This is a genomic window from Clostridium sp. AF28-12 (assembly GCF_003435225.1).
In the GTDB taxonomy this organism is placed as follows: domain Bacteria; phylum Bacillota; class Clostridia; order Lachnospirales; family Lachnospiraceae; genus Pilosibacter; species Pilosibacter fragilis.
Map to the genome: position 1 here is coordinate 61,397 of NZ_QWGJ01000001.1, position 24,770 is coordinate 86,166.

Here is a 24,770-nt window from a genome sequence, read left to right on the forward strand (position 1 = left end):
CTGCCGCGTGCGCAATACGCGGACAGCAGCAGTTTTAATTCAGGGCAGGAAACCAGGTAGAGGTTCCGGCCTGCAAAGTAAGAAAGAAAACGGCTTCTGCAGAAATATATGCAGAAGCCGTGCGAAGTTATAGACAGAGACGTACAGAGAGGAAATCGGACAGATGGAAGAAGCGTTAGTAAAAAGGGTTTTGCCGCACAGCGTTGAGGCGGAGCAGTCGGTGATCGGTTCCATGCTGATGGACAGGGACGCGATCATCGCGGCATCGGAGATCGTGGTCGCGGACGACTTTTATCAGCGTCAGTACGGGATCATGTTTGATACGATGGTGGAGCTGTTCAATGAGGGAAAACCGGTGGATCTGGTCACGCTTCAGGACAGGCTGAAGGAAAAGGATGTCCCGCCGGAGGTGTGCAGTCTGGATTTTGTCCGCGACATCCTGGCAACGGTTCCGACTTCCGCGAATGTGCGCTCCTATGCCACGATCGTCCATGAAAAGGCGGTTCTCCGCCGCCTGATCAGAATCAACGAGGAGATCGCCAACAACTGTTATTCCGGAAAGGACAGCCTTGAAGTGATCCTGGCTGACACGGAGAAGCAGATCTTCAACCTGTTAGAAAGCCGCGCTTCCGGCGATTTCGTGCCGATCCGTCAGGTCGCGCTGAACGTCCTTGATAAGATCGAGCAGGCGACCCGCTCAAAATCCACGGTAACGGGTCTTCCGACGGGATTTATCGACCTGGATTACCGGATGTCCGGACTCCAGCCTTCGGATCTGATCCTGATCGCTGCCCGTCCGTCTATGGGTAAGACGGCGTTCGTGTTAAATATTACTGATTATATCGCGGTCCGGAGACAGAAGACCTGCCTGATCTTCAGTCTGGAGATGTCGAAGGAGCAGTTGGTAAACCGTATGCTGTCCATGGAGTCCAACGTGGATTCCCAGAAGCTCCGTACCGGTACCCTGACGGATGCGGACTGGGACGCTGTCGTGGAAGGAATCGGTACGATCGGAAGCTCCAAGCTTGTGATTGACGATACGCCGGGTATTTCCATCATGGAACTTCGTTCCAAATGCCGGAAGGTTAAGCTGGAACATGGCCTCGACCTCGTTATGATCGACTACCTGCAGTTAATGTCGGGCAGCGGAAAGAACGGAGACAACCGTCAGCAGGAGATTTCCGAGATCTCAAGATCCTTAAAGGCGATCGCGAGAGAACTGAGCGTCCCGGTGATCGCCCTGTCCCAGCTTTCCCGTGCCTGCGAGACGAGAACGGATCACAGGCCGATGCTTTCAGACCTTCGTGAGTCCGGAGCCATCGAGCAGGATGCCGACGTTGTTATGTTCCTGTACCGTGACGATTATTATAATAAGGATACGGATAACCCGAACACAGCGGAGGTTATTATCGCGAAACAGCGTAACGGCCCGATCGGAACCGTATATCTTGGTTGGAAACCGGAACTGACCCGGTTTGTGAATATTGCGAAAGAGCAGCAGTAAATGCATGGTCAAGCGCCTGCTTTCGAATGGAATTTGAAGAAATTTCATCGGAGGCGGGCGCTCTTGTCATATTAAGGGGTGGCTTCACATATATTATTAGCAATCTGATAACGGTTTTGCAGGCATGCGGCAGTCTGTGGACATGCTGAGAAACTGGATCAAACAGAGTCGAACAATCGTTGCGGTTCATGGCAGAAATTTCGAACTGTGACGAAAATCATGTGAAAGGAAGAGGACGACCATGTCAGAAACACATTATCTGATCTCCGATGCCTCGAAAAAGGTTGATGTGGAATCTCATGTACTTCGGTACTGGGAGGAGGAACTGGAGATGAACATTCCTCGCAACGAGATGGGACATCGGTATTATACGGATTTTCATATCCGTCTTTTTAAACAGATCAAGGAATTGAAGGAAAAGGGGTATCAGTTAAAGGCGATCAAGACAGCGCTGGCGAAAACGCTGGACGCGGAGGGGGAATCGGTGGCGCCCACGGATGTTCTTGAGGAGGATGTTATGACGGCATTGAAGGAATGTACGGAGCAGGAGAAGAGAGATCTGGAAAAGCTGGATCCGGGGGAAGCCGCGGAACTCATGAACCGGGAAAAAGCGGAGCAGTTCAGGGAGTTTCTTACCCAGATGATCGGACAGGCTATCGAGGAGAACAACGAGAAGCTGAGCCAGGATATCAGCCGGATGGTGAACGATAAAGTGTTAAAGGAGATCGATTACCTGATGCGGGTGGCAGATGAGCGGGACGAAGAGCGGTTCCGGCAGCTGGATGAGACGATCCGGCTTTATCAGAAGGAGAATAAAGGGAGGGCGGAAGCTGCGGCGGCGAAAGCGCCGTTTTTGCCGTCGATCTTCAGAAAGAGAAAGTTTGGGAGAAATGGGAATAAGCTTTGATGAGAGCAACAATGAGAACTCCTTTCGCGAAGATCCGGATTCTGGATCAGAATCCACAGAAATCAAAAAGCCGCTGTTCGAATAGAACAACGGCTTTTATGTATTGGTTTGCGTTTGTGATCAACCCTCGTTGATTGCGCCTGTCGGACAGACACCAGCACAAGTACCGCAGCTGATGCAAGTATCAGCGTCGATTACGTACTGTCCATCTCCCTGAGAAATAGCGTTTACCGGACATTCACCAGCACAAGTACCGCAGCTAACGCAGCTATCGCTAATTACATATGCCATGACAAAATACCTCCTTTATTTATTTCTTTCATTCTATAATAAACGGTTAAATTATTCAAGGGGAAAATTGTGAAAAAATGTACCTAATGAGGAACAAAAATCCAGTAAACATGCGGTTAGACAGTCACAACTCGAGTTAGTCTATTCTTACCTTTGCAGACAAAAATCAACCCGCTGTCATTCAGCTGAAAGCATTTCATGATGGTCAACATAGGCGGACAGGCATTTTCTAAACTGGAAATACCATATCATACAGGAATGCATGATGGTTACTGTACGCGGGTATGGAGTGCCCGTGTACTGTAACTGCATGATGAGGCTGTACCAGCAGATTTTGTAAAACCACCTTGCCAAGAAACGAAAAAAGTATTATACTCTCGATATGCTGGCAAATGCGGCGATATGTCCGTTATGCCAGAAACAATCGTAGAAAATTGCCCTCAGCAGATTTCGAAGGTGAAAGGAGGATTTATCATGCAGATTTCAAAAGAAATGCTCATTGGTGAGCTTCTTCAGGTTGATGAGAATATGGCTCAGATTTTAATGGGCGCTGGAATGCACTGCATCGGATGCCCGTCTTCTCAGATGGAGTCTCTGGAAGAGGCTTGCATGGTTCACGGAATTCCGGTAGAAAAACTTGTAAGTGTAATTAACGAGTATCTGGCTCAGAAGCAGCAGTAATGTATGTGACCGCTCGAGAGAGTTTTGGTTTGCTGACTGTGCGAAAGGTCGGAGAATGTAAGAAGGACTGCGGTCAGGAGAATTTTCCCGGCTGCAGTCCTTTTTCCATTTTGACATATATGGAGCAATGTGCCATAAAAATTCTGTATGTTGAAAAAACAAGGGGACATTTTGGAAACAGACTTTGCACATAAAAAAGCATCTGTATAAATCTGTGGAATGCAGCTCTTTACAGATGCTCTATTTAAATATTGATCAATTGGGAAGTCAGATTATAAGTTCTGCAGCACCTTCAGCGCGTCCTTCTTTACGATCACATCATAATGTTCCGCATAGTAAGCGCCGGACGCAGCGGCATCGCCCTTTAACCTTGTTCCGTATTCGGAGAGAGTATTGCAGACTCTGTTGAAGGAACTCTCACTGTCATTTTCCTTCTTGAGGATCAGGTAGAAGACCCCATTTTCCGGATTCTTGTAGAGAACACTGTTTCCTTTAAAAACAGCACCGGTCTGCCGTGCGGCTTCACAGACGAGATCGAGGGAAGAAAACTGGTAGATCCTTGTAAACTGAGCCGGATTCTTCGACTCTTCCTTTCCCTGCGGTCCATTTGCCGTTGCAGCTGGTGCCGCAGGAGCTTTTTCTCCCTCCGGCTTTAAAATTCCGCTCTGGGTCAGGATATTGATCAGGCCGTCAGCGCCTTCCAGCACTTCCGCGGTGAGATTTCCCCATCCGTTATCATTCTCGTCCTCTTCCGGTGAGAACTTGGAGAACCGGGTATCCAGTTCCTCTGGATCTTCCATCTTCGTGATGATCAGCATAACACTCTCGTTCGCCATCGGGATCGCCTCGACCATAAGCGGGATATCCTCGGCCTCGAAACCGACCTCATTTGCGGCGCGCTGGATCATCTCGCGGAAAAGATTACGGGCTTTCTCGGTTCCATAGGCCAGCTCGCCGAGATTCATATTCCGGACACTCAGGTCAAAGTTGCTGAGGGTGCAGCGGATCTGGTTTTCATTGATACGTTCTATTTTCATAGGATCACTTCCTGTCTGGTTAAAATCAAAATATTCGCGGTATGCTGTAATTCCCATTATAAGAGGGCAGAAAACCGCATTTTTACATCTATAATATACTATATCCTATTCAGCTTTTGCAATCGTATGAGGGAAATTTATTAAAATTTAATCAGTTTGACATCTACAAGATGGTCTGAAGCGGGAGTGTGTATATTAGAATAGTCGCAAGAGGTTGTGTTGCCGGAAGGAGGTGTGATGGTTTATCGAGCGCGTTCTGTTTGGCAAGTATCGGTTGTGCAGAGAGCTGGGAAACGGGCGATCCGGTACTGTATATCTGGCGTATCACGTTGAGCTGGAAGAATACAGGGCGGTAAAAGTAGTCCCGAAATCCCTGGCGGATTATGATACTTTTAGAAAAGAAGCACTTTTTCTGAAAACACTGAGACATCCGGGAATCCCCATCGTCTACGATGTGGAGGAAGATACCGGATACAGTTATCTGATCGAAGAATATCTGGAAGGCGAATCTTTATATGCCCTGGTAAAACGCCTGGGCAGCTTGTCGGTTAAGGCGGCAGCTGATCTTGGAATACAGATCTGCCGTATCATTCAGTTTATGAATTCAGCAGAAAATCCTATTTTATATTTAGACTTGCAGCCCAAAAATCTGCTGGTGTGCAATGGAGTCCTTCGTCTGACGGATTTTGATCATGCACAATACGCGTCAGATGCCGCTGCGTTTGGTGAGCGGTACGGAACGATCGGTTTTGCGGCACCGGAACAGTACACAGGGGAACCACTGGACTGCCGGACGGACGTGTACGCGATCGGTGCGCTGCTCTACTTTATGAGCCGTGGGGATGCGCCGGGAAGTGTTCCGGAATACAGGAATGAACCGGAATATAGGATGTTTGACCGGATCATCCGCGGGTGTATGGAAAAGGAGAAAGAAGCGCGTTACCAGAGTGCGGATGAACTGCAGGAAACGCTGCAGGAGCTGCAAAATCAACTGAAGGAACAGGCAGCAGAATCTCGAATCGTTGTTTTTGCCGGGGCGGCAGCGGGGATTGGAACAACCCATGCGGCTCTCGGAATGTCTCATTTTCTGACCCGGAATGGGTGTCCGGCTTTATATCAGGAAGCTTATGATACGTCTGCGGTTCGCACACTTGCGAAAAATATGGGAATCAAAACGGACCGGACCGGCGTATATCGAATCGGATGCGGAAGCATCCGGCCTTATTATGGCGATGCTGTGAAGCTGCCATATCTTTATTTTCCAGTAATCATAAAGGATGTGGGAGTGATCCGCCCGGAAGAGAAACTTCCGGAAGCAGATTTTTATGTTCTTGTATGCGGGGGAAAATGGTGGGAGATCGACAGGACTGTGAATGCGGCGAAGATCTTAAAAAGCCGTGGGAATGTAATCCTGCTCTTCAATCATATGGAGAAAAAAGCACGTCTGAAACTTCCAAAAGTTTTATCTGATATTCATTATTTCTTTCTTCCGTTCTTTTCAAATCCATTCAGAGAAGATAAAGCTGCCAACACCTGTTACCGGGATCTATGGAACGATGGTACAGGGGAAACCAGATGGAAAAGAAAAAAATTATCACAGAGACTCAGGAGAAGCGATGCAGAATGATCGGAATCGCTGGGAGCAATACCGGGGTGGGGTGCACCCATTTTTCGATCATGCTGACAAACTATCTCGCGGGATACCTCAGAAGGAAAGCCATACTGCTGGAATTTAATGAGTCGGGGGACTTAGAAAAGCTTGAATACGTCTGCACGGGGCAGATGGGACAGAAAAATCCATACAGGGTACTGGATGCGGATTATTATAAGTATGCAGGGCCGGAGGCTGTGAAGGAGGTGCTTCAGAGGGGATATGACGATATCCTGATCGATTTCGGATCGGTCAAAGATGGCGCAAACGAATTATATTGGAGATGCGATAAAAAGTTCCTGGTGGGTTCCTTTACGGAGTGGCAGCAGGAGAGTTTCCGGGAATTCGAGATGGAACAGAGAGCGAAACAGAAAAAAAGCTGGCAGAGTCTCGCGGTATTTGGAAGCGAGGAGACCAGAAGAGAATTCTCGAGAAGATTTCGGATCAATGCAGAACGGATTCCGTTTTCAGCGGATGCCTTCTTGGTCACGAAGGAGTGCGGGGAATTTTTTCAGCGTATCCTGTAAAAATGACATAAAAGGACGATTTCCCTAACCGTTATAAAGGGAAAAGCCTGATACTCAGAAATGTCACAATAAATGAGATCTGACCGGCTAAGAATACAGCAGCGGGGAAAAACATGTCACAGTATAACCTTCTTCAGTCATCGCGGAAAAGCCGGGAACAGAGGCATTTAATAACTTAAAATCGACAGCGCAGAGGGAGAACGTTCAATGAAGAGCATCGATAAGACCGTGCATGCCATAGATATGCGGCACGAAGAAAAGAAAGGTGTATATGGGTATGGAAACAGCAAGCGGAACGTATGACTCGGAAAATCGAAGTGTCGAGGAGATGACGCGCTATCTGAATGGACTTAAGCGGTACACGGAAAAAGGAATCCCGATCTACATGGACGGAAAACTTTCCGGGCAGAGAGAATGGGAGAAACTGTTTGAAGTTCGTGAGGATGGAATGTTCTATATGGGAGATTATGTCCAGGCGGAAGGCGGCGGTCTGAAGGAGATACGGTTTGATAAGGTCTATCTAAGCGAAGCGGATATCATGGAGACGAAAGGTCGGAGGAGAAGAACGAGAAAATAAGGAAAGACGGAGGATACCGAATAGAATGGATCTGGCGGTACTGGATAGCAGTAAATCGCACGGAAATGAACCAGGTTATATGTACGAAGTAATATAGATTCAACAGCTGGGGGATCGTTCTGCCAGATGATTCGTAAGACTGCTGACAACAATTCGTTACAAAAAGTTAACAGACAGACATTCCGCGTTGTGGTATACTTAAGCTATCTTGAAGATCCGGCAAAGTATACGATCTGTGTATACCTTGCCGGATCATCCGTAATAAATAACGATTCAGCATGCCGCCGGTGAGAGACGGAAATGAACGCAGAGTTCTGGGAACCGGCGTGCGGAAAGAGTGATAACGAATGAGAAAAGTAGTTCCTGTATTGGTTGCTGTCGGTCTGATCATCCTGATCGCCGTGGGATTTGTCGGTTTCCAGGTACTGGACCGGTATATGCCGACGAAAGAGCGGGCGGATCTCGCGGAAGTCTATGATGTGTCCGGGGATGAGACCGCGATCCTCTATAACTATGAGCGGCAGGAGCAGACAGGAATCTATGAAAATGGACAGACGTATCTGCCGGTCTCCTGGGTGAATGACCACATTAATGAGCGGTTCTACTGGGACAGCACGGAAGACCTTCTCGTATACGCGCTCCCGGACCAGATCGTCTATGCGGACGCGGAGACAAAGGGGGCCAACGGCGCTCCGCTGCTTCTTGTAAAAGATGATGAGGTCTATCTGACGCTGGGTTTGATCGCAAACTATACGGATGTGCAGATCCAGACCTTTGACTCCGGGGATGGAAGACGTGTCCTGATCAATGACTGGGGAACAAGAAATATAGCGCGGGTGAAAAAGGCTGGAAGTCTGCGAGTAAAAGGCGGCGTAAAGAGTAAGATCCTCACAGACCTCGCAGAGGACGATACGGTGACCGTTCTCGATACGATGGAGAAATGGTCCAAGGTCGCATCTTCCGACGGAAATATCGGATATGTGGAAAATAAGCGCCTGGCAGCCGCGGAGAGCCAGAAATTTTCCGGAAATTTCACAGCTCCTGTATACAAGAATACCAGCATGAGCGGAAAGATCGTTCTCGGCTGGCACCAGGTAACAAGCCAGGACGGAAACAATACCTTTGACAGCATTGTGGCAAAGACAAAAGGGATGAACGTGATCTCCCCGACATGGTTTTCCCTGACAGACAACAACGGAAACTATAGGTCACTGGCGAGCAAAGATTATGTGGTGAAGGCCCATGCAAAGGGGATCCAGGTATGGGCGCTGATCGATAACTTCAGTGCCGATGTCCAGACGGAGACGCTGTTAGCATCCACCGCCACCCGCCGCAGGCTGATCGACAGCCTGATCGCGGATGCGGAAAAATATGACCTGGATGGTCTGAATCTTGATTTTGAGAGCCTGAAAACAGAGGCGGGCGTCCATTATATCGAATTTATCCGGGAATTATCGATCCCGTGCCGCCAGAAAGGTATTGTCCTGTCCGTGGACAACTATGTTCCGGCGAGATACAACAGCTTCTATAACCTGAAAGAACAGGGAATTGTTGCGGATTATGTGATTATGATGGGATATGATGAGCACTTTGCGGGCGGCGAGCCGGGCTCTGTGTCCTCTATCAGCTACGTGAAGAATGGAATCTCCGGAATGCTCGAGGATGTCCCGAAGGAGAAGCTGATCAATGCCGTTCCGTTCTACACGAGACTCTGGATCGAAGCCGGGGACGGATCCATCACCTCCAAGGCGATGGGAATCGCGGATGCGAAGAAGTGGGCAGACAATAACCAGGTGGAACTCACCTGGCAGGCGGATACCGCCCAATATTATGGCGAGAAACAGACAAATGACGGTGCTCGGTTCCTCTGGATGGAGGAGGAGCGGTCCTTGAAAGAAAAGATGAACGTGGTCCGTCAGAACGATCTGGCGGGAGTCGCGTGCTGGAAACTGGGGTTTGAGGATTCTGCCGCGTGGGATTCCATCCAGTGGAACTAAGATCATAATGGCGCATTTACGCCGGACCTACCAGGTCACCATCTTGTCCAGCAGGAGTTTCTGTTCCTTGCTGGAACGTGTGAGGTAGATGCGGGTGGTCTCGATGCTCTCATGCCCGAGAAGATCCGCCAATAGAGAGATATCGCTGCTGCGAGCCAGAAAATTCTTCGCGAACCGGTGGCGGAAAGAATGAGGGTACATGGTATCAGGATCGATGCCATACCGGACTGCATAGTGTTTTAATTGGGAATGGATGCCTCTGGTCGTCACGGGGCGTCCATTTTTTCCCACAAAAAGAAAGCCGGAGGTGATACCGCGGCGGTCACACCAGGCTTTTGCCTCCTGACAGAGGGAATCCGGGATGTAGATGCGGCGGATCTTCCCACCTTTGGAGTAGAGATCAAGATACCCGCAGGCTAAATGTTCCGCCTTGATCTGCACCAGCTCACTGACCCTGGCACCGGTGGTCACCAGAAAACGGACGATGAAATACCAGAAGTCGTGGTGTTCTGCTTTCAGGTTCCGTTGGAGCGTCTCACAGTCTTCGTTTGTGATAATGGAGTCCTGGAAGGTGTCGCGGGAAATTTTTACCGCATGGAGTCGAAAACTGGCGAGGTCGGGATAGAGTTCCGGCTGTTCTTCCTCCAGGAAAAGAAGAAAATGATTTACGGCGTAGATCCGCTGATTGATCGTTGCGGGGCGGTAATTGGCAATCAGAAGACTCCGGTATTTCCGGAGAAGAGATTCGGTTGGAATGGGATAGATGGACAGAAGCTGCCTGATCGTCCGTCCATACGCGTCTCCGGTATTTTCAGACATATTCTTTTTTCTTAAATATGATCTAAATGATTCTGCCAGGTTTTCCTGGTCTTTTGGAAGTTCTTTCATAACATATCCTTTGAATAATAACGGAGCAGCAGGAATTTTACCAGTTTACGATCTGATTGAAGAGATCCTGCTGTTCAGTACTGCTTTTATGTAGGTAAATGCGGGTAGTCTCAATGCTCTCATGTCCAAGAATATCGGACAGAAGCGCAATGTCATCACATTGTTCTATAAATTTTTTTGCGAATAGATGCCGGAATGCATGGGGATGTACGACAGATGGATCCAGATTGTATCGAAGTGCAAAAACCTTAAGCTGATCCCGGATCCCGTTTGTGGTGATCGGATTTCCGAAACGGTTTAAAAATAAGCTGCCGCTGGTGCGCTTTTCGTTTTGAAGCCACAGCAGGCAGGTCTCCTGGACATTTTGCGGGAAGTAGATCCGCCGGATCTTATCACCTTTTGAGTACAGGTCCATCTGACCGCGGATCATATCTTCCACACGGATCTGGAGAAGTTCGCTGATCCGTACGCCAGTGGCGGCCATGATCCGCACGGCAAAGTAGTAGGTAGGCTTTCCGTCACGCAGAAGACATTTTTTCAGGTACTCATAGTCGGCCTGGCTGATCACATTTTCCAGAAATGGTTTCTGTTGAAGGCGGACCATAAGGACCCTGGAGTCAGGAAGCTCGAGAAATTCCATAAAACAGTTCATTGCGCGGATCCTCAAATTTACGGTGTTGGGCTTGTACCTGTCGATGAGATAGCATTTATAGAGCATCAGATTGTCATGTGTGATTTCGGGGTACAGGGAAAGAAAATGCCTGGCAGTATAGAGATAGGAACGGATCGTCTGGTAAGATTTTCCATTCCGGAGCAGCCACGCTTCGAACCTGGAGAGTTTTTGACTGGCCGTTTCAGAAAGACGGTCTGTGGGAAGAGCAGTTTTTCTCATAGTATTATCATACCTTTCTGTTTTTGAAAGTATTTTATCGCAGGAAACAAAAAGAGCAAGAGAAAACTGGAGAATACGTTGTTGATGGGGAAAGGAAGGAGGAAAAGCAAAAAATCCGTCGGAGACATAGGACATCTCCGACGGACGTTTATATAAGCTGTATATGATTGGAAATGAACAGACAATGCTTTTGGGAAATGTTCGGTGGCATTGCGCTGCCCGGAAGGAAATTGGGTTGCTTAGTTCTGGAAATCTACAATCGCGTTTCCCTTTTCATCATATCGAACAGCATCCTTATCAAGTGTCAGCACATCAATGGCGTCAAGGTACGCCTTGATGGACGGATACTGCGGCTTGTAGTTGGCGATGATCTCTTTCGCGGTCACGGCATTGTTGGAGAGCAGGGCATCTACGAGGAAAAGCTGAACCTTTGCCGCGTTCACGCACATACGGTTCGGATCGGTGATCTGGAAGTCGATGCCATGGAGAGTGCCGACAGCGCCGCCTGCGTTGATCTGCACGCCCGGCATTACGCAGGTGACATCGCCGAAATCGGAGGAACCGGTGCTCCAGCCGTTGTAGTCGAAGACAACTTTCTTTCTTCCGCAAAGTGCCACGCAGCAGTCCTCAGCCAGCTTCATGAATGTCGGATCATGATACTCCGGAGCGTAACCAGGGCGGTCGCTCAGCTCAACGCCTGCGCCCATAGACAGTGCGGCACCGGTCAGCGCACGGTTTACCTTGATATTCTCGCGTTTGATCGCCTCTAAGGATTTTCCACGGACATAACTCTCGATCTTCATCTCATCCGGGATAATGTTTACGGCGCAGTTTGCGCCCATGAGGATCGGATGGAAGCGGATCGTATCTTTCTCCTGGAATGTCTCACGGAGGTCGTTGCATGCCTGGAGACCCAGCATAGCGGCATACTCCGCGTTGACTCCCATATGAGGAGCTCCGCCTGCATGGGCAGATTTTCCTTTGTAGCGGATATTTTTCGCTATACATCCGTTCATTCCGAGCAGTGCCTGAAAGTCAAGGTCGGTATCTCCGTCCTCGTTAACGCTGGATCCCTTTGTCATGCCGTGAACCATCATGGCCATGTCGACGCCGTCTAAGAGACCACGGTACATGAATTCGGTCTTACCGCCGTTGTACTTGATGATGCCTTTCTGGCGGAGTTCCTCACGGAATGCAAGCTGGATCATCTCCTCGGCCGGAACGACAACGAGGCGGATGGATCCGCAGAGACCGTCGAGGGCGTGGGGCTGTTTCAATGCGGCTGCGATTCCTAAAAGTGCAGCGGACTGGGCGTTATGTCCGCAGCAGTGGGTCATTCCATTTACGGATTCCGGATGGTTCGCGATATCGAGGGCATCCAGTTCACCGAAGATCGCTACCTTTGGTCCCGGTTTTCCTGTCTCAACATCGGTGTAAAAGCCCGGAATGTTTCCGGCTTTGACGAGTGTGTATCCAAGTGCCTCGTATTTCTCTGCGAGATAGTCGTGGGCCTGCCACTCGGTGTAACCGGTCTGCGGATGAGCCCAGATCCAGCGCTCTGCGTCGAGGATGAGCTGTTTTACGGTATCTACGTTGTTTACGATCAGCTGTTGTCTGTCTGTCATGGAAATACCTCCTGAAATATGTAATATTGGACGGAACCAGGCGCTGTACGGGAGCATCAGGTCAAGCCCGGTTCATCTTTAAAAGCTCGATCAGCGCGTCAGTGTGTTCCTTCGTTGTCGCCCAGCTTGTGGCGATCCGGATCACGGTATGGGAGTCATCATATTTTTCCCAGAAGCTGAATTCCGCCTGCTCTTCCAGACGGTGCAGGACTTCGTCCTCCAGAATAATAAAGATCTGGTTTGTCGGAGTCTCAAGGAAGAACTGGTAACCGTTTTCCTTTAACGCGGATTTTATCGCGGCTGCGCAGTCGAGGGCGGATTCCCCGATATGAAGGTACAGATCATCTGTGAACAGGGTATCGAACTGGATCCCCAGGATGCGGCCTTTCGCGAAGAGCGCTCCGTGCTGCTTTATGATCGTGAAAAAGTGCGGGATCAGCGCCGGATCCGGGATTACGACCGCCTCGCCGAAGAGCGCTCCGCATTTCGTTCCGCCGATGTAGAAGACATCGCAGAGTTTCGCAAGATCCTTTAATGTCACGTCATTTTCCGGGGAAGCGAGAGCGTAGGCAAGTCTGGCGCCGTCCGCATAGAGCGGGAGATGGTACTTACGGCATGTCTCGCTGAGGGCGGTCAGTTCTTCCAGGGAATACAGGGTTCCGTATTCCGTCGGCTGGGAGATATAGACCATGCCCGGCATGACCATGTGCTCATGGTTATCATCAGATAAAAAGGTGTCCATATAAGAGGTGACCTGGGCAGCTGTGATCTTTCCATATGTATGGGGCAGCGGGAGCACTTTATGTCCGCCGAATTCGATGGCACCGGCCTCATGGACTGCGATGTGACCGGTCTCCGCACAGAGAACGCCCTGATAGGAGCGGAGAAGCGCGTCGATGACGGTAGCGTTTGTCTGGGTTCCGCCCACGAGGAGATAGACTCCCGCATTTGGAGCACCGCAGGCTTTGCGGATCTTATCCCGGGCAGATTCAGAGAACTCGTCGAGACCGTACCCGGAAGTCTGCATCATATTTGTGGAGAGCAGCTCATTCATGATAGCCGGATGGGCGCCTTCCATGTAATCGCAGACGAATTTCAGTTTTTCATTTGCCATGTTAAAAACCTGACCTTTCGTGTTGTCTGACTCTATTATACAGATGGCATATTGATGTGTCAATGCAGGAAAGTGTATGAAAAAATCTGAAAACACTGAGGGAAATATAGGGATTCAGCTGATGATGGCGATAAGAGCGGAAGCCAGAATCCAGAACTTTTTTGGATTGAACGGAGACAGGAAAATCCGCACATAAACGGGTCCCCCATGAAATAGAGTATTATGAAGAGCGGATTTTCGGGGAAACAGAGCATGAAGCAGAAAGTGATAGAGCCGGTTCTCGGCATATGCCTGCTCGCCATGGTGGTCATGGCGGTGAAATATGGGAGTATTCGTGTGACGGGGAGCGGTGACGCCTACATAAAAGAGACACCGGTGGTGGTGGTCGATGCCGGACACGGCGGAACAGATCCCGGCAAGGTTGGAGTCGACGGGAGCCTGGAGAAAGATATCAATCTGGCTGTGGCGGAGCGGTTGAAAACGTACCTGGAACAGGATGATGTGAAGGTCATTATGACGCGGGAGACGGACACGGGACTTTATTCCGAAACGGACAGCCGGAAAAAGATGGCGGACATGAAGAAACGGTGTGAGATCATTGAGGAGAGCGGCGCGGACCTTGTGGTCAGCATCCACCAGAACAGCTATCACGAGGAATCCGTCTCTGGCGGACAGGTATTCTATTACCGGGATTCGTCAAAGGGAAAGGCGCTGGCGAAGATCCTGCAGGACCGGTTTGACTATGTCCTGGGGGACCAGAACCGGAGACTTCCGAAGGCGAATGCCAATTACTACCTCCTTCTGCATGTGAAATGTCCCATCGTGATCGTGGAGTGCGGATTCTTAAGCAACCGGAAGGAAGCAGCGCTTTTAAACAGCGGGGAGTACCAGGATAAGCTGGCATATACGATTCATATGGGGATCATGGAGTACCTGAATAAGAAGCAATGAGATAGGAAAATGTACAAATGAAGAGAAATAAAATCGTCATATTATACAAAAAAGGTCCACCTGTTTTTAACTATCCGATATGGCATTTAAAAGGTCAATATGCTATGATTCTTTTACCAATTGGGACGAAAAAAATGAAGGAGGGATACTTTGACGAAAGAAGATATGAAACAGATTTCAGACCTTATGGATGAAAAGTTTATTGCATCGGAAGGCCGGGTGCGAGCGGAGATTGTAGCATCGGAGGCGCGGACAGGAGAAAAGATCGATAGGGTGGAAAATAATCTGAGTGCAGAAATAAAGAAGAATCGTATCAGCATGACAAGGCATATGCAGGAGCTGAATGCCAAATGGGTTGAAACAAATGAAAAACTGGATCGTATGCTTGCAAGGATGGATGGAATGGATAAGAATATGAGCGCGATGCGGGCAGAAATGGACGCAGTGCCTAAGCGATTCGACGCGGTAGAGACAAATCTGGGCAGAAAAATTTCAGAATCGGAGGCAGTTACCCGGAGATATACGGAAAAACTGTTTTTCCAGGTGGCAGAAGGCAAAAAGAAACGTTCTGTACGTTCATCTGGGCTGGAAGGATAAAAGATCCGCCGGAGACACGAATATTCCGGCGGATCTTACTATCAGAATTACTCAAGTACGAGTGTACCGTCGCCCTCAGCACGGATCGCGGATTTGAAGAACTCTTCAAATGCCTTTTCCAGGTAGGCCATATCCTTGGAGCCTGCAGTCTCATACGGAGAGTGCATAGCTAACTGCGGAAGTCCGACGTCTACCGTGTTTAAGGAAACCTGAGCGTTGGAGATATTTCCGAGAGTGGAGCCGCCGAGGATATCGGAACGGTTTAAGAACTCCTGGTACGGAACACCTGCGCGCTCGCAGAGGCAGCGCATAACAGCTGCGGAAACAGCGTCTGTTGTGTACTTCTGGTTTGCGCTGTGCTTGATCACGAGACCGCCGTTTAAGTAGGTGCGGTTTGTCGGATCTGTCTTGTCTGCGTAGTTCGGATGTACGGCATGTCCGTTATCCGCGGATACCATGAAGCTGGAAGCGAGGGACGTGAGGTACTCTTCCTCTGTTCTTCCAAGGCTGCGGTTGATGCGGCGGAGAATGTCGTAAAGGAATGTGGAGCCGGCGCCCTGTTTTGTGCCGCTTCCTACTTCCTCGTTGTCAAATACGGCAACGACCGGGATGCAGCGGTCGCTTTCACTGTTTAAGAGAGCCATTGTGGATGTGAATGCGCACTGGAGATCATCAAGACGCGGAGCAGAGATAAACTCGCCGTCGCAGCCCCATACAGTACCTTCCATACGGTTGTAAAGGAAGAGGTCCATTCCTTTGATCTGGTCAACGGAGACGCCTGCCTCCTCAGCGATCATCTCTTTGAATGCCTTTCCGGAATTGCTCATGCGGTATAATGGAAGCATATCTTTCTGGATGTTGTACTTGTAACCGTCGTTTACTTCACGGTTCATATGGATTGCGAGGTTCGGGATCATGAGAAGATCACGGTCAACGTTGATCAGTTTTGTTGTGAGACGGTTGCCGTCTTTTACGATAATGCGTCCTGCAACGGAGAGAGGTCTGTCGAACCACGGTGCGCAGAGCATTCCGCCGTACTTCTCAACATTTAATTTTACATACTGGTTCTCGATGTTCATCTCAGAAGACTCTTTGATCTTTAAGGTCGGGGAGTCGCTGTGGCTTGCCGCGATATGGAAGCCGGAATAATCCTTGCGGGATACCTTGAATGCGATGATCGCGGACTGGTTGCGGGTTACGAAATACTTTCCGCCCTCAGCAAGATTCCAGGTATTGCCCTCAGCGAGGCGCTCGAAGCCTGCCTCGGTCAGGTAGTTTGCCAGTTCATGAACAGCATGGAAACCGGTCGGGCTCTTTTTGATAAAAGAAAATAATTCCTCATTCAGATTTTGAATCATGTTTTTGTTACTCCTTTCGATAAATAACCCCTGTAAGTCATACTACTTTATTATATAAAAAAAATGAAGATCAGGCAAGCTTGCGCTATGATGTGCGCAAGTGTTAAAATGAAATTCTGGTAGCTTTCGTTATAATTCTGACGTTTTTCTGAAGTTTGTGAAAAAGGTCCCGAAAAGGTACCTTTATTCGCGGTTTCATGTTAAAATATGGTCACGAGTAGCTGCGAAGGTATGGAACAGTTACAAATACGATCAATATGGTGAGAAGATCACTGGGAAAAGAGGGGAACTTATGGATTGGAAGAAGATCAGACAGGCAGTCCGCACGGTGCTGGCGGCTGTATTGATCTGCGCTGCATCGGTGGGAATCACCGGTGATCCGGCATATGCGGCGGATATGGGCGCAGTTTACGGAATTTATGAGCATGGAACCGGTTGGAGTGGGTATCATGGTGACAGCAAAACAGCGCGTGCTGGAACCGGAAGCTATGTGACGGCGATCCGCGCCAGCCTTCAGGGACAACCTGAGGGAATGAGCGGCACGCTTTCTTACCAGGTGAACTTAAGCGGAAGCGGATGGCTTTCCTGGCAGGAAAATATGACTCCGAATGGAAGCACCGAGACAGATATGCCGTTAGAAGCGGTCCGCATGGCATTTACCGGACAGCTTGCGGAGAATTATGATGTTTATTACTCTGTATATCAGAATGGCTCCTGGACAACTCCGGTGAAGAACGGGGAGACTGCGGGAACCGAAGGACAGGGACTCCGTGTGGATGGTCTCTGGGTAACGGTGACGGGAAAAGGTGCGGAGGTACCGGAAGGCCCGAATGGAAAGAGCGTTGACCCGACAAGACCGATGGTTGCCCTGACCTTTGATGACGGTCCGTCGAAGTATACGCCCCGGATCCTGGATTCCCTGGAAGCGAACGGCGGAAGAGCCACATTCTTCATGGTGGGCAACCGAGTTGCGTCCTATGCGTCTACCGTAAAGCGCATGGCGGATCTCGGATGCGAGACAGACAGCCATACCTGGGCACATACATATCTGACAGGAATGTCTGAGGGAGAGATATTACAGAGCTTAAATCAGACACGCGATGCCATTGTGGCAGCAGGCGGAAACGCGCCGAAAGCTGTCCGCCCGCCGGGAGGAAAGATCAATGATGCCAGTAAGGCGGTCCTCGCAAAGGCTGGAATGCCGTCTATCGTCTGGTCCGTGGATACACTGGACTGGAAGACGAGAAACGCGCAGCACACCATCGACACAGTTCTCAGACAGGTGCAGGATGGAGATATCATCCTGATGCATGACCTCTATGAGCAGAGCGTCATTGCGGCAGAGACGCTGATTCCTGAACTCACGAGAAGAGGTTACCAGCTCGTGACAGTCAGCGAGATGGCAGAGCTCCGCGGTGGTATGGCGGCAGGACAGTCTTATGGACATTTCCGCTAAGAATAAAAAATATTGCAGTATGAAGCAAAATGTGATATTCTGTTAACGAACAAATAAATATCGTTCTTCGGGGCGGGGTGCGATTCCCCACCGGCGGTATAGTCCGCGACCTGCGAAAGCAGCTGATTTGGTGAGATTCCAAAACCGACAGTATAGTCTGGATGAGAGAAGAAATTGTATGACAGGAGTAGTTCATTCAAGCCCCGGACTTTTTCAATGGTCCGGGGTCTTTTTATTTACATGGACAGGGAATCATCCCCACGAGTCCGTGTGAGCCGGCAATCCTGCACAGCAATTCCTTGTAACAGAAGAACAACAAGTACAAGGAGGAACATTATGAACCAGAACAAAGTATTAAGCGTCAGAAATCTCGTGCTGATCGCCATGTTCAGCGCGCTCGCAGCCGTATTGGAGACGATCCAGGTGGCGGTTCCGTTTGCCCCGCCGTTTTACAAGCTGGACTTCGCGGAGCTCCCGGTACTGATCGGCGGCTTTGCCATGGGACCGGCCCAGGCAGCTCTGATCGCGATCGTTAAGAACCTCTTAAAGCTGCTTTTAAACGGAACAAGCACTTACTATGTCGGCGAGCTCGGAAACATCATTGGAAGCTGCATGTTCTCCGTACCGGCTGCCCTGATCTACCGCAGACATAAAACGAAAAAGACCGCTATGGTCGCTCTCGCTGCCGGTGTCATCTGTGCTATCGTCGGCGCTGTATTCGTAAACTGCGCGATCACACTTCCGTTCTACGCAAAAGTTGCTTTCGGCGGAATCGAGAACATCATCGCAATGGGAACAAAGATCAACCCGGCAGTTACAAACCTGTATACATTCGCGATCTTCATGATCGTTCCGTTCAACCTTGTAAAATGCGGACTGAATGCGATCGTAACAGCACTTGTATATAAGCATGTCAGCGTGATCATCCATGCAGGGGTTCACAGAGAAAAGAAAACTGAAAATACGGCGGCATAACACCTGAAATGGGAAATTCCCCCGGGATAGAGACGGCGAAAGCCGTGTCTGCCTCGGGGGACTTACAATTTATGCGAGAAGTGAGCAAAAGCCTGCGCAGGCACAAAAGTGAGTGCTGGCAGGTGGCGGCAGTACTTGACGGATAACGACCGAAATGAGATAGTGAAGCGGCAATGACTTAAGAAACGGAGAAAATAAAATGGTAAGATATTATAATGAACTGACAAGACTGGAAATGGAACAGGTCGACAAGGACGAGACGGTGGTCATGATCCCGGTGGGAGCGTTGGAACAGCACGGAAACCAGTGTCCGCTGGGTACAGACGAGATCATCGCGGAGGGAACGGCGAGACGGATCAAAGAGGCCTTAGACCGGGAGATCCCGGACTATCCGATGCTGATCTTTCCGCTGATCCCGGTGGGACTCAGCACGGAACATGTGAACTTCTGCGGTTCTGTCACCTTAAAGCCGGATACCTTTTATCATGTTCTCTACGACATCTGCAAAGGCCTGGCGCATCACGGATTCAGGAAGATCGCAATCTTGAACTGCCACGGCGGAAACTCCCCGATCATCCAGGTCTTAAGCAGGGAGGTAAGAAGTGAACTCGGAATCGCCGTATTTATCATCAACTGTGGCGCATTCTTCGGAAACCAGGCGGTAAAAGACACTGTGACACCTGGAAATATCTGGGATTTCCACGGCGGTGAGATGGAGACATCCATGGTTCTCGCGGAGCGCCCGGAGACAGTAAAGCTGGAGACCTCCGAGGCGGGAATCCCGAGAAAGTTCATGGGAAACAAGACATTCACCGTATATGGCCCGATCACTCTTGGCTGGGTTTCAGAAGAGTGGGAGACCGAGGACGGAAAGCCCATCGGAATCGGCGGCGATCCAAGCGGGGCGACGGCGGAGAAGGGCAACCAGATCTACGACAGCTTTGTGGAGTCGATCCTTTCAGGGCTGAAAGAGATCAGAAAGTGGAAAGACTAAGGCACTGTTTCAGAAAATAGTGAAAAAGTGCTGAGAAACCGGTGGACAGATCATTATTACAGCAATATTAAGAAGAACAGAAAAATTGAAACGAATGGAAACGATGCCGGAAAAGCCTGTAAATCCGCCGGAAATCTGTTGCAACCATAACTTTCATGTGCTAAACTGAATACGCAATTGAACAAAGTAAGGTGCTGCGGTTTTATGCAGCACCTTTATCATTACGCGGCAGGCCACAGCAATACCGCCGCATGAGCGTAAAAATGGGAAACTGTATAGAAGAAACACAGGTTTTCCTGGACATTTGAGTAATAGAATCGAGAGTGCAGAACATGAATACAAAAGTAGTTCGTATCAAAGAGGAAGAGAAGACAAGAGAGACGCTGGAAAAGAATCCGGGGCTTTTAGAGGCGGCTGAGATCTTGAGAAACGGCGGTCTCGTGGCGTTCCCGACGGAGACCGTTTACGGCCTTGGTGCCAACGCGTTGAATGAGGAAGCGGCAAAGAAGATCTACGCGGCAAAAGGACGTCCGTCCGACAACCCGCTGATCGCCCATATTTCCTGTATGGAAGAACTTCCGGCGATCGTGAAGGAGATCCCGGAGGCGGGCCGGAAACTGGCTGAAAAGTACTGGCCGGGTCCGCTGACCATGATCTTCCCGAAAAAGGACATCGTACCTTACGGAACCACCGGCGGTCTTGATACCGTTGCGGTCCGTATGCCGGTGGATCCGGTGGCAAATTGCCTGATCCATCTCGCAGGTGTTCCGATCGCGGCACCGAGTGCCAACACTTCCGGAAGACCGAGCCCGACAAAGGCGGAACATGTCATCGAGGACATGGACGGAAAGATCGAGATGATCATCGACGGCGGCGCTGTGGGAATCGGCGTGGAATCCACTATCGTGGATGTATCCGGCGAGATCCCGACACTTCTCCGCCCGGGCGCGATCACCATTGAGATGCTGCGTGAGACGTTGGGCCAGGTGGATATCGATCCAGTGATCTTAGGACCGGTCAGCGGCGATATCAAGCCGAAGGCGCCGGGAATGAAGTACCGCCATTATGCCCCGAAGGCGGACATGACACTGGTGGAAGGCGACATGGACAAGGTCGTTGCCTACATCAATGAGCAGACAAAGAAAGCGGAAGCAGAGGGAAAGAAAGTCGGCATCATCTGCACCGAGGAGAGTCAGGACATGTACCAGGGCGGAAACCTCGAGGTGATCGGAAGCCGGGAACACGAGGAGACGGTGGCCCACAACTTGTTTGCAGTTCTGCGTGATTTCGATGCCAGAAAGGTTGACTGCATTTTCTCCGAGAGCTTTTCCAAAGACCAGCTCGGCCAGGCGATCATGAACCGCCTGTGCAAGGCAGCCGGATATCATATTGTGAACATATAAAATTGCAGGAAGGCCTGCGCTTGCTGCGGTGGCTGCAGTAAAGGCAAAAGTACGATCAATTAAAATGAGAAATGGATTTTACCCGTAACTGTGAGAGCGTTGGGCAGTTACATATATGAAATGGAGGACGATCTATGTCAGAAAAGAGAAACGGATACATTACCTGGGACGAGTATTTCATGGGAGTTGCAAAGCTTTCTGCCATGCGCTCCAAGGATCCGAACACACAGGTCGGCGCGTGCATCGTGAGCGAGGACAACAAGATCCTGTCCATGGGCTATAACGGATTCCCGAAGGGCTGTTCCGACGACGAGTTCCCGTGGGATAAGATAGACGAGGATCCGTATAATAGAAAATATTTCTATGTGACACACAGTGAGTTGAACGCGATCTTAAACTACCGCGGCGGCAGCCTGGAAGGCAGCAAGCTCTATGTAACACTGTTCCCGTGCAACGAGTGCGCGAAGGCGATCATCCAGGCGGGCATCCAGACCATCGTCTACGAGAGCGATAAGTACGCGAACGACGCGTCCACACGGGCATCCAAGAGAATGCTGAATGCGGCGGGTGTGCGCTATTACCAGTACAACCCGACAGGCCGTAAGATCGAGTACCGGGTATAACGGAGGAACGAATGAAATTTTTGCTGGCGGCGATCAACGCCAAATATATCCACTCGAATCCGGGTGTCTACAGTCTGCGCGCCTTTGCTAGGACGAAGATCCCGGGGGCGGATATCGAGATCGGAGAATACACCATCAATCACCAGATGGACTTAATTTTACAGGATATCTACAGGAGAAAGCCGGATTTTATCGGCTTTTCCTGTTATATATGGAATATTTCCTACATCATGGAGATCGTCCGTGACGTGAAGAAAGTATTGCCGGAGGTGGAGATCTGGCTCGGCGGACCGGAAGTGTCCTATGACGCGAAAAAAGTGCTGACCAGGGAGCCGGATGTCTGCGGCGTGATGCGCGGGGAAGGCGAGCTGACGTTTACGGAGCTTGTGCGGGCGTATCTGAAAAGGGAAGAACTGTGTGCAGCAAGCTTAGACTTAGATCACATTCCGGGAATTACCTACCGCGCTGAGAGCGGCGGGGTCGTGGAACGTGGTCCCCAGCGCCTTCTGAGCCTGGATGAGATCCCGTTCTACTATGACGATATGGCTGGATTCGAGAACAGGATCGTCTACTACGAGAGCAGCCGCGGCTGCCCGTTCTCCTGCAGCTACTGCCTGTCTTCCATTGATAAAACCGTGCGTTTCCGGAGTCTGGACCTGGTACTCCCGGAACTGCAGTTTTTCCTGGACCACAAGGTTCTACAGGTCAAGTTTGTGGACAGAACCTTCAACTGTAAGCGGGATCACACGTTAGGAATCTGGCGTTATCTCGTGGAACATGACAATGGGATCACAAACTTCCATTTCGAGGTCTCCGCGGATATCTTCGATGAGGAGGAACTGGAACTTATCGGAAAGATGCGCCCGGGGCTGATTCAGCTTGAGATCGGTGTCCAGTCCACAAACCCGGATACGATCAAGGAAATCCACAGACACATGGACCTTGTGAAACTAAAACAGGCGGTGGACCGGGTCTACGATTACCGGAACACCCATCAGCACCTGGATCTGATCGCGGGACTTCCCTATGAGAATTATGAGTCTTTCATGCGCTCCTTCGACGATGTCTACCGGATGCGTCCCGACCAGCTTCAGATGGGATTCTTAAAAGTATTGAAGGGCTCTTACATGGAAGAGCAGGTCGCGGCATATGATCTGAAATACCGGGGAATTCCGCCATACGAAGTCCTTTCCACGAAGTGGCTGCCCTACAGCAATGTGATCCGGCTGAAGGGCGTGGAGGACATGGTGGAGGTCTACTACAACAGCGGACAGTTCCCAGCAACCATGAAGCTGCTGGAAAAGAAATTTGCGCGTCCGTCGGAAATTTTTACGAGTCTGGCGGAATATTATGAGAAGAACGGACTGACAGGGATCAGTCACAGCAGGCTGGCAAGGTATGAGATCCTTTATAGATTTTTAGAGGAAAAAGAGGTTAAAGTGGAACAGAGCACGCCTGCGGCAGAAGACCCGGCAGGAATGGAGCAGAAAACCGGCGTGATAGCTGCAGAAACAGCAGTAAAACTGACACTAGCTGACTTCCGCGACAGCCTGATGTACGACCTCTATGTCCGCGAAAATATCAAGAGCCTCCCGTCCTTTGCCAGTGACCAGTCCCCATACAAGAAAGAAGTGCGGGAATTCTTCATGGCGGAGGAAGAGAGTCCTCAGTGGCTTACGGACTATGCGGGATTTGATTCGAAGCAGATGGCGAAAATGGCTCATCTGGAACATATGGAAGATGGAACGTTTGTATTGTTTGATTATAAAAATCGGGATCCGTTGTCAGGAAACGCCAGAGCAGTCCGCTTCCGGTATGACCGGAAGGGAAGCCGGATGGTGCCAGCAAAACCAGCACGGATATGAAGAAAATTGTGCAGATATGTGATGATGCAGTGAAAGTAAAGATGGAGAACAGACATGGCAGATGAAATGATAAATTCTTATGTCGCCCTGGATCTTGAGACGACGGGCATCGGTGCCCGTCACGAAAAGATCACGGAGATCGGCATGGTGAAGGTGATCGACGGTGAGACGACGGACACTTACCACACTATGGTAAATCCGCACCGGGAGATCCCGAAGCGGATCGTGGAGCTGACGGGGATCACTGATGATATGGTGAAGGATGCACTGGGAATCGAGGAGATCCTGGATGAGGTCCTGGCCTTCACCGAAGACCTCCCGCTTCTCGGCCACCAGATCATTTTTGACTACGGCTTCCTCGTACAGGCCGCAGTGAACCAGAAACGGAAATTCGAGAAATACGGGGTCGATACACTGAAACTCTGCCGGTATCTGATGCCGGGGGAGGAAAAGAAGAATCTGAGTGCCGCCTGCGCGTACTTTGAGGTTACCCAGGATACGGCACACCGGGCACTTTCCGATGCCTATGCCGCCCACAATCTATACCAGGAACTGAAAAAAAGGTTTGGCAAAGAACGTCCGGAACTCTTCACTGCCAAAATGCTCCAATATAAGGCAAAAAAGGAACGGACGGCGTCGAAAAGGCAAAAAGAACACTTGCAGGATTTACTAAAATATCATAGAATAGACATAACTGTCGAGATCGATCACATGTCCGGAAATGAGATATCCCGGATGATCGACAAGATTATTTTCCAGTATGGAAGAATCCCGGAAAATGCAAAAAAACAGGGATAGTTTTCCGGAACCCTGAGAAAATGAATATTAGTGAATATAGTTCGGAATGAGTTACAGCA

The 24,770-nt window shown here is 49.9% G+C and carries 24 protein-coding genes and 1 riboswitch; of the genes, 17 read left to right on the plus strand and 7 right to left on the minus strand.

The window, feature by feature from the left end:
• Positions 1 to 163 precede the first annotated feature (163 nt).
• Positions 164 to 1,504, plus strand: coding sequence for a replicative DNA helicase (gene dnaB / locus DWY93_RS00280; protein WP_021905152.1), 1,341 nt, complete (start codon positions 164 to 166; stop codon positions 1,502 to 1,504).
• A 241-nt stretch (positions 1,505 to 1,745) separates the two neighbouring features.
• Positions 1,746 to 2,411, plus strand: coding sequence for a helix-turn-helix domain-containing protein (locus tag DWY93_RS00285; RefSeq protein WP_117468996.1), 666 nt, complete (start codon positions 1,746 to 1,748; stop codon positions 2,409 to 2,411).
• A 120-nt stretch (positions 2,412 to 2,531) separates the two neighbouring features.
• Here DWY93_RS00285 and DWY93_RS00290 read toward each other — a convergent pair whose 3' ends face one another.
• Positions 2,532 to 2,702 (minus strand): 4Fe-4S binding protein, encoded by a 171-nt coding sequence (locus tag DWY93_RS00290; RefSeq protein WP_021905155.1) that lies wholly within the window; start codon positions 2,700 to 2,702, stop codon positions 2,532 to 2,534.
• A 474-nt stretch (positions 2,703 to 3,176) separates the two neighbouring features.
• On the opposite strand from DWY93_RS00290, the gene DWY93_RS00295 reads away from it, so the two are divergent.
• Positions 3,177 to 3,383, plus strand: coding sequence for a DUF1858 domain-containing protein (locus DWY93_RS00295; RefSeq protein ID WP_015552988.1), 207 nt, complete (start codon positions 3,177 to 3,179; stop codon positions 3,381 to 3,383).
• A gap of 272 nt (positions 3,384 to 3,655) precedes the next feature.
• Here the strand turns inward: DWY93_RS00295 and DWY93_RS00300 are convergent, their stop codons facing one another.
• Entirely contained in the window at positions 3,656 to 4,420 is a 765-nt protein-coding gene (locus DWY93_RS00300) for an adaptor protein MecA (RefSeq protein ID WP_117468997.1), read from the minus strand.
• Between the two features lie 274 nt (positions 4,421 to 4,694).
• Between DWY93_RS00300 and DWY93_RS00305 the strand changes: the two genes are divergently transcribed.
• The 4 genes from DWY93_RS00305 (at position 4,695) to DWY93_RS00320 (ending at position 9,172) form a co-directional block, all read left to right on the plus strand.
• Complete coding sequence (locus DWY93_RS00305) at positions 4,695 to 6,047, plus strand: serine/threonine-protein kinase (RefSeq protein ID WP_181968457.1); 1,353 nt, start codon at positions 4,695 to 4,697, stop codon at positions 6,045 to 6,047.
• Positions 5,996 to 6,598: a hypothetical protein gene (locus DWY93_RS00310; protein WP_147324176.1), complete on the plus strand. Its 603-nt coding sequence runs from the start codon at positions 5,996 to 5,998 to the stop codon at positions 6,596 to 6,598. Before DWY93_RS00305 ends, DWY93_RS00310 begins: the two co-directional genes overlap by 52 nt.
• Positions 6,599 to 6,875: 277 nt before the next feature.
• Entirely contained in the window at positions 6,876 to 7,175 is a 300-nt protein-coding gene (locus tag DWY93_RS00315) for a hypothetical protein (protein WP_117469290.1), read from the plus strand.
• A 347-nt stretch (positions 7,176 to 7,522) separates the two neighbouring features.
• On the plus strand, positions 7,523 to 9,172 hold the full coding sequence (locus tag DWY93_RS00320) for a glycosyl hydrolase family 18 protein (RefSeq protein ID WP_117469000.1): 1,650 nt from the start codon (positions 7,523 to 7,525) through the stop codon (positions 9,170 to 9,172).
• Positions 9,173 to 9,199: 27 nt separating this feature from the next.
• On the opposite strand, the gene DWY93_RS00325 is transcribed toward DWY93_RS00320, so the two are convergent.
• From DWY93_RS00325 to DWY93_RS00340, 4 genes are all read right to left on the minus strand, one after another.
• Positions 9,200 to 9,991, minus strand: a complete 792-nt coding sequence (locus DWY93_RS00325) for a tyrosine-type recombinase/integrase (RefSeq protein ID WP_347465567.1) — start codon at positions 9,989 to 9,991, stop codon at positions 9,200 to 9,202.
• Between the two features lie 106 nt (positions 9,992 to 10,097).
• Complete coding sequence (locus DWY93_RS00330) at positions 10,098 to 10,952, minus strand: tyrosine-type recombinase/integrase (protein ID WP_117471619.1); 855 nt, start codon at positions 10,950 to 10,952, stop codon at positions 10,098 to 10,100.
• A gap of 239 nt (positions 10,953 to 11,191) precedes the next feature.
• Positions 11,192 to 12,577 carry an amidohydrolase gene (locus DWY93_RS00335; RefSeq protein WP_181968458.1) on the minus strand — a complete coding sequence of 462 codons (1,386 nt, stop codon included), beginning with the start codon at positions 12,575 to 12,577 and terminating at the stop codon, positions 11,192 to 11,194.
• Positions 12,578 to 12,638: 61 nt separating this feature from the next.
• Positions 12,639 to 13,691: a beta-eliminating lyase-related protein gene (locus tag DWY93_RS00340; protein WP_117469004.1), complete on the minus strand. Its 1,053-nt coding sequence runs from the start codon at positions 13,689 to 13,691 to the stop codon at positions 12,639 to 12,641.
• Positions 13,692 to 13,943: 252 nt separating this feature from the next.
• On the opposite strand from DWY93_RS00340, the gene DWY93_RS00345 reads away from it, so the two are divergent.
• Genes DWY93_RS00345 through DWY93_RS00350 form a run of 3 tightly spaced genes read left to right on the plus strand, consistent with a single transcriptional unit; the run spans position 13,944 to position 15,239 of the window.
• On the plus strand, positions 13,944 to 14,642 hold the full coding sequence (locus DWY93_RS00345; RefSeq protein WP_117469291.1) for an N-acetylmuramoyl-L-alanine amidase: 699 nt from the start codon (positions 13,944 to 13,946) through the stop codon (positions 14,640 to 14,642).
• A gap of 17 nt (positions 14,643 to 14,659) precedes the next feature.
• Positions 14,660 to 14,836 (plus strand): hypothetical protein, encoded by a 177-nt coding sequence (locus tag DWY93_RS17005; RefSeq protein WP_165859933.1) that lies wholly within the window; start codon positions 14,660 to 14,662, stop codon positions 14,834 to 14,836.
• Entirely contained in the window at positions 14,793 to 15,239 is a 447-nt protein-coding gene (locus tag DWY93_RS00350) for a hypothetical protein (RefSeq protein WP_117469005.1), read from the plus strand. The genes DWY93_RS17005 and DWY93_RS00350 overlap by 44 nt, the downstream gene beginning before the upstream one ends.
• 47 nt (positions 15,240 to 15,286) lie before the next feature.
• Here the strand turns inward: DWY93_RS00350 and DWY93_RS00355 are convergent, their stop codons facing one another.
• Positions 15,287 to 16,597: a M18 family aminopeptidase gene (locus DWY93_RS00355; protein WP_015553000.1), complete on the minus strand. Its 1,311-nt coding sequence runs from the start codon at positions 16,595 to 16,597 to the stop codon at positions 15,287 to 15,289.
• A gap of 292 nt (positions 16,598 to 16,889) precedes the next feature.
• On the opposite strand from DWY93_RS00355, the gene DWY93_RS00360 reads away from it, so the two are divergent.
• From DWY93_RS00360 to DWY93_RS00390, 7 genes are all read left to right on the plus strand, one after another.
• Positions 16,890 to 18,053, plus strand: a complete 1,164-nt coding sequence (locus DWY93_RS00360) for a polysaccharide deacetylase family protein (protein WP_117469006.1) — start codon at positions 16,890 to 16,892, stop codon at positions 18,051 to 18,053.
• Positions 18,054 to 18,112: 59 nt separating this feature from the next.
• Positions 18,113 to 18,230: riboswitch (FMN riboswitch) on the plus strand.
• A 159-nt stretch (positions 18,231 to 18,389) separates the two neighbouring features.
• A complete protein-coding gene (locus tag DWY93_RS00365) occupies positions 18,390 to 19,028 on the plus strand; it encodes an ECF transporter S component (RefSeq protein ID WP_117566743.1) in 639 nt (212 codons plus the stop codon).
• Positions 19,029 to 19,227: 199 nt separating this feature from the next.
• On the plus strand, positions 19,228 to 20,022 hold the full coding sequence (locus DWY93_RS00370) for a creatininase family protein (protein ID WP_117469008.1): 795 nt from the start codon (positions 19,228 to 19,230) through the stop codon (positions 20,020 to 20,022).
• 332 nt (positions 20,023 to 20,354) lie between these two features.
• Positions 20,355 to 21,425, plus strand: a complete 1,071-nt coding sequence (locus DWY93_RS00375; protein ID WP_117469009.1) for an L-threonylcarbamoyladenylate synthase — start codon at positions 20,355 to 20,357, stop codon at positions 21,423 to 21,425.
• A 134-nt stretch (positions 21,426 to 21,559) separates the two neighbouring features.
• Complete coding sequence (locus DWY93_RS00380; RefSeq protein ID WP_117469010.1) at positions 21,560 to 22,048, plus strand: dCMP deaminase family protein; 489 nt, start codon at positions 21,560 to 21,562, stop codon at positions 22,046 to 22,048.
• Between the two features lie 11 nt (positions 22,049 to 22,059).
• Positions 22,060 to 23,913, plus strand: a complete 1,854-nt coding sequence (locus DWY93_RS00385; RefSeq protein WP_117469011.1) for a B12-binding domain-containing radical SAM protein — start codon at positions 22,060 to 22,062, stop codon at positions 23,911 to 23,913.
• Between the two features lie 54 nt (positions 23,914 to 23,967).
• Positions 23,968 to 24,711 carry a 3'-5' exonuclease gene (locus tag DWY93_RS00390; RefSeq protein WP_347465570.1) on the plus strand — a complete coding sequence of 248 codons (744 nt, stop codon included), beginning with the start codon at positions 23,968 to 23,970 and terminating at the stop codon, positions 24,709 to 24,711.
• Positions 24,712 to 24,770 lie beyond the last annotated feature (59 nt).